Source organism: Micromonospora citrea (assembly GCF_049629545.1).
Taxonomy (GTDB): domain Bacteria; phylum Actinomycetota; class Actinomycetes; order Mycobacteriales; family Micromonosporaceae; genus Micromonospora; species Micromonospora citrea_A.
Genome location: NZ_JBNADX010000055.1, coordinates 1 through 5,359, shown reverse-complemented (window position 1 = coordinate 5,359; position 5,359 = coordinate 1). Strand labels below are relative to the sequence as shown.

Genomic DNA, 5,359 nt, shown 5'->3' with positions numbered 1-5,359 from the left:
GGCGGTGTGTGGTTGTTCTTTGAGAACTCAACAGGGTGCTTGATAAGCCAGTGCCAATTATGATTTATACCCCGGACTGGCGATTCTCTTTCGGGAGGGTTGTTGGTTGGGATTCCTTTGGCAACACTTTTGTTGTCAGGACAGTTTTTCGACAAGTTTTTGTTGGAGAGTTTGATCCTGGCTCAGGACGAACGCTGGCGGCGTGCTTAACACATGCAAGTCGAGCGGAAAGGCCCTTCGGGGTACTCGAGCGGCGAACGGGTGAGTAACACGTGAGCAACCTGCCCTAGGCTTTGGGATAACCCCGGGAAACCGGGGCTAATACCGAATATGACCTCCGATCGCATGGTTGGTGGTGGAAAGTTTTTCGGCCTGGGATGGGCTCGCGGCCTATCAGCTTGTTGGTGGGGTGATGGCCTACCAAGGCGACGACGGGTAGCCGGCCTGAGAGGGCGACCGGCCACACTGGGACTGAGACACGGCCCAGACTCCTACGGGAGGCAGCAGTGGGGAATATTGCACAATGGGCGGAAGCCTGATGCAGCGACGCCGCGTGAGGGATGACGGCCTTCGGGTTGTAAACCTCTTTCAGCAGGGACGAAGCGTAAGTGACGGTACCTGCAGAAGAAGCGCCGGCCAACTACGTGCCAGCAGCCGCGGTAAGACGTAGGGCGCGAGCGTTGTCCGGATTTATTGGGCGTAAAGAGCTCGTAGGCGGCTTGTCGCGTCGACTGTGAAAACCCGCAGCTCAACTGCGGGCCTGCAGTCGATACGGGCAGGCTAGAGTTCGGTAGGGGAGACTGGAATTCCTGGTGTAGCGGTGAAATGCGCAGATATCAGGAGGAACACCGGTGGCGAAGGCGGGTCTCTGGGCCGATACTGACGCTGAGGAGCGAAAGCGTGGGGAGCGAACAGGATTAGATACCCTGGTAGTCCACGCTGTAAACGTTGGGCGCTAGGTGTGGGGGGCCTCTCCGGTTCCCTGTGCCGCAGCTAACGCATTAAGCGCCCCGCCTGGGGAGTACGGCCGCAAGGCTAAAACTCAAAGGAATTGACGGGGGCCCGCACAAGCGGCGGAGCATGCGGATTAATTCGATGCAACGCGAAGAACCTTACCTGGGTTTGACATGGCCGCAAAACTCGCAGAGATGTGAGGTCCTTCGGGGGCGGTCACAGGTGGTGCATGGCTGTCGTCAGCTCGTGTCGTGAGATGTTGGGTTAAGTCCCGCAACGAGCGCAACCCTCGTTCGATGTTGCCAGCGCGTTATGGCGGGGACTCATCGAAGACTGCCGGGGTCAACTCGGAGGAAGGTGGGGATGACGTCAAGTCATCATGCCCCTTATGTCCAGGGCTTCACGCATGCTACAATGGCCGGTACAATGGGCTGCGATACCGTGAGGTGGAGCGAATCCCAAAAAGCCGGTCTCAGTTCGGATCGGGGTCTGCAACTCGACCCCGTGAAGTCGGAGTCGCTAGTAATCGCAGATCAGCAACGCTGCGGTGAATACGTTCCCGGGCCTTGTACACACCGCCCGTCACGTCACGAAAGTCGGCAACACCCGAAGCCGGTGGCCCAACCCCTTGTGGGAGGGAGCCGTCGAAGGTGGGGCTGGCGATTGGGACGAAGTCGTAACAAGGTAGCCGTACCGGAAGGTGCGGCTGGATCACCTCCTTTCTAAGGAGCACCATCCGTCGAAAGACGGCATGGAGCCCACGGCCCGCGAATGTCGGGTCGGGGTGCTCAGATGGCGGAGACACTGGTCAGTCAGGCGCCGGCAACGGCTGGGACACCTAGTACAGCCACTCTTCGGGGTGGTGGGAACGGTTTTGCTCCTGGTGCGGCTGGTGGCTGGCGGTAAGCACCCTGTTGGGTCCTGAAGGAACAACCCGTGGGTTGTCTTTCAGAGCCATGACCTCACCTGTGGTGGGGGTTGGTTGCCAGGCATGACCTGGCCCTGCATACCGGTCACTGTGGTGGCGTTTGGTGTGGGGTGTTTCTGGTTGTGGGTTGGTCGTTTGTTGAGAATTGCACAGTGGACGCGAGCATCTTTGTGGTCAAGTTGTCAAGGGCGAACGGTGGATGCCTTGGCACCAGGAGCCGATGAAGGACGTGGGAGGCCGCGATAGGCCTGGGGGAGCTGTCAACCAAGCTGTGATCCCAGGGTGTCCGAATGGGGAAACCCGGCACCAGTCATGTGGTGTCACCCGCACCTGAACACATAGGGTGTGTGGGGGGAACGCGGGGAAGTGAAACATCTCAGTACCCGTAGGAAGAGAAAACAATTTAGTGATTCCGTGAGTAGTGGCGAGCGAAAGCGGATTGAGGCTAAACCGGCTGCGTGTGATACCTGTCAGGGGTTGCGTGGTCGGGGTTGTGGGACCCTGCTGAACAAGCTGACACTTGTTCGAGGAGTTATAAAGTCAGTGGCTAGCCGAACAGTCTGGAATGGCTGACCGTAGGCGGTGAGAGTCCGGTAGGTGAAAGTTGCTGACCTTCTGTGGGTGTTCCCGAGTAGCGGCGGACCCCTGAAATCTGCCGTGAATCTGCCAGGACCACCTGGTAAGCCTAAATACTTCCTGGTGACCGATAGCGGACGAGTACCGTGAGGGAATGGTGAAAAGTACCCCGGGAGGGGAGTGAAATAGTACCTGAAACCGTTCGCCTACAATCCGTCGGAGCCTTGCGGGGTGACGGCGTGCCTTTTGAAGAATGAGCCTGCGAGTTAGTGGCATGTGGCGAGGTTAACCCGTGTGGGGGAGCCGTAGCGAAAGCGAGTCTGAATAGGGCGATCGAGTCGCATGTCCTAGACCCGAAGCGGAGTGATCTAGCCATGGGCAGGCTGAAGCGCGGGTAAGACCGCGTGGAGGGCCGAACCCACCAACGTTGAAAAGTTGGGGGATGACCTGTGGTTAGGGGTGAAAGGCCAATCAAACTCCGTGATAGCTGGTTCTCCCCGAAATGCATTTAGGTGCAGCGTCGCGTGTTTCTTGCCGGAGGTAGAGCACTGGATGGTCTAGGGGGCCCACAAGCTTACCGAAATCAGCCAAACTCCGAATGCCGGTAAGTGAGAGCGCGGCAGTGAGACTGCGGGGGATAAGCTTCGTAGTCGAGAGGGAAACAGCCCAGATCACCAGCTAAGGCCCCTAAGCGTGTGCTAAGTGGAAAAGGATGTGGGGTCGCATAGACAACCAGGAGGTTGGCTTAGAAGCAGCCACCCTTTAAAGAGTGCGTAATAGCTCACTGGTCAAGTGGTTCCGCGCCGACAATGTAGCGGGGCTCAAGCACACCGCCGAAGCTGTGGCATTCACATTTCAACCTCGCTTGGACTTGATTCCTTGTGCAGGTGTGTGGATGGGTAGGGGAGCGTCGTGCCGGGGGTGAAGCAGCGGGGTGACCCAGTTGTGGACGCGGCACGAGTGAGAATGCAGGCATGAGTAGCGAAAGAAGGGTGAGAAACCCTTCCGCCGGATGACCAAGGGTTCCAGGGCCAGGCTAATCCGCCCTGGGTGAGTCGGGACCTAAGGCGAGGCCGAGAGGCGTAGTCGATGGACAACGGGTTGATATTCCCGTACCCGCGAAAGAGCGTCCCTGATGAACCTCGTTGTGCTAACCACCCAAACCAGCCAAGACCTTCGGGTTGAGGTTGGGGAGCGTGGGAACCTGGCGGGTAGTAGTCAAGCGATGGGGTGACGCAGGAAGGTAGCTGATCCCGGCCGGTGGTTGTGCCGGGGTAAGCGTGTAGGCCGCACCATAGGCAAATCCGTGGTGCATATAGGCTGAGACGTGATGCCGAGCCGATTCAGGTGAAGTCAGTGATCCTATGCTGCCGAGAAAAGCCTCTAGCGAGTTCTGAGCGGCCCGTACCCCAAACCGACACAGGTGGTCAGGTAGAGAATACCGAGGCGATCGGGCGAACTGTGGTTAAGGAACTCGGCAAATTGCCCCCGTAACTTAGGGAGAAGGGGGGCCGGAGACGTGAAGCCCCGCGCGGGTGGAGCGTTGTATGGCCGCAGAGAGCAGGGGGAAGCGACTGTTTACTAAAAACACAGGTCCATGCGAAGAAGTAATTCGATGTATATGGACTGACGCCTGCCCGGTGCTGGAACGTTAAGGGGACCTGTTAGCTCTTCGGGGCGAAGCGGAGAACTTAAGCGCCAGTAAACGGCGGTGGTAACTATAACCATCCTAAGGTAGCGAAATTCCTTGTCGGGTAAGTTCCGACCTGCACGAATGGCGTAACGACTTCCCCACTGTCTCAACCACAGGCCCGGCGAAATTGCAGTACGAGTAAAGATGCTCGTTACGCGCGGCAGGACGGAAAGACCCCGGGACCTTTACTATAGCTTGACATTGGTATCCGAATTAGCTTGTGTAGGATAGGTGGGAGCCGGTGAAGTCCATACGCCAGTATGGGTGGAGGCAATCTTGAAATACCACTCTGGTTGATTTGGGTATCTAACTTCGGACCGTTATCCGGTTCAGGGACAGTGTCTGGTGGGTAGTTTAACTGGGGCGGTTGCCTCCTAAAGGGTAACGGAGGCGCCCAAAGGTTCCCTCAGCCTGGTTGGCAATCAGGTGTTGAGTGCAAGTACACAAGGGAGCTTGACTGTGAGACTGACAGGTCGAGCAGGGACGAAAGTCGGGACTAGTGATCCGGCACTTGCGAGTGGAAGCGGTGTCGCTCAACGGATAAAAGGTACCCCGGGGATAACAGGCTGATCTTCCCCAAGAGTCCATATCGACGGGATGGTTTGGCACCTCGATGTCGGCTCGTCGCATCCTGGGGCTGTAGCAGGTCCCAAGGGTTGGGCTGTTCGCCCATTAAAGCGGTACGCGAGCTGGGTTTAGAACGTCGTGAGACAGTTCGGTCCCTATCCGCCGTGCGCGTAGGATACTTGAGAAGGGCTGTCCCTAGTACGAGAGGACCGGGACGGACGAACCTCTGGTGTGCCAGTTGTCCCGCCAGGGGCACGGCTGGTTAGCTACGTTCGGAAGGGATAACCGCTGAAAGCATCTAAGCGGGAAGCTCGCTTCAAGATGAGGTATCCCACCCACTTTGTGGGGTAAGGCCCCCAGCTAGACGACTGGGTTGATAGGCCGGAAATGTAAGCCCGGTAACGGGTTCAGTTGACCGGTACTAATAGGCCGAGGACTTGACTACCAAGCTGCTACGCGTCCACTGTGCAACTCTGAACAAGCGAACACCCGCGAAAGGGTTGTTTTGACATGTTCATAGAGTTACGGCGGTCATGGCGGAGGGGAAACGCCCGGTAACATTCCGAACCCGGAAGCTAAGCCCTCCAGCGCCGATGGTACTGCACTCGGGAGGGTGTGGGAGAGTAGGACACCGCCGGACA

The 5,359-nt window shown here is 57.8% G+C and carries 3 rRNA genes; all 3 read left to right on the top strand.

The features are described 5' to 3' along the window. The first annotated feature begins 159 nt into the window (after window positions 1-159). Window positions 160-1,676 (top strand): 16S ribosomal RNA (locus ACPFP2_RS29705). A gap of 378 nt (window positions 1,677-2,054) precedes the next feature. Continuing rightward, window positions 2,055-5,163, top strand: a 23S ribosomal RNA gene (locus tag ACPFP2_RS29700). Window positions 5,164-5,241: 78 nt separating this feature from the next. Further along, window positions 5,242-5,358: ribosomal RNA gene (gene rrf, locus ACPFP2_RS29695) — 5S ribosomal RNA — on the top strand. Together the 16S, 23S and 5S rRNA genes form the textbook arrangement of a ribosomal RNA operon. The last annotated feature ends 1 nt before the right edge of the window (window position 5,359 follow it).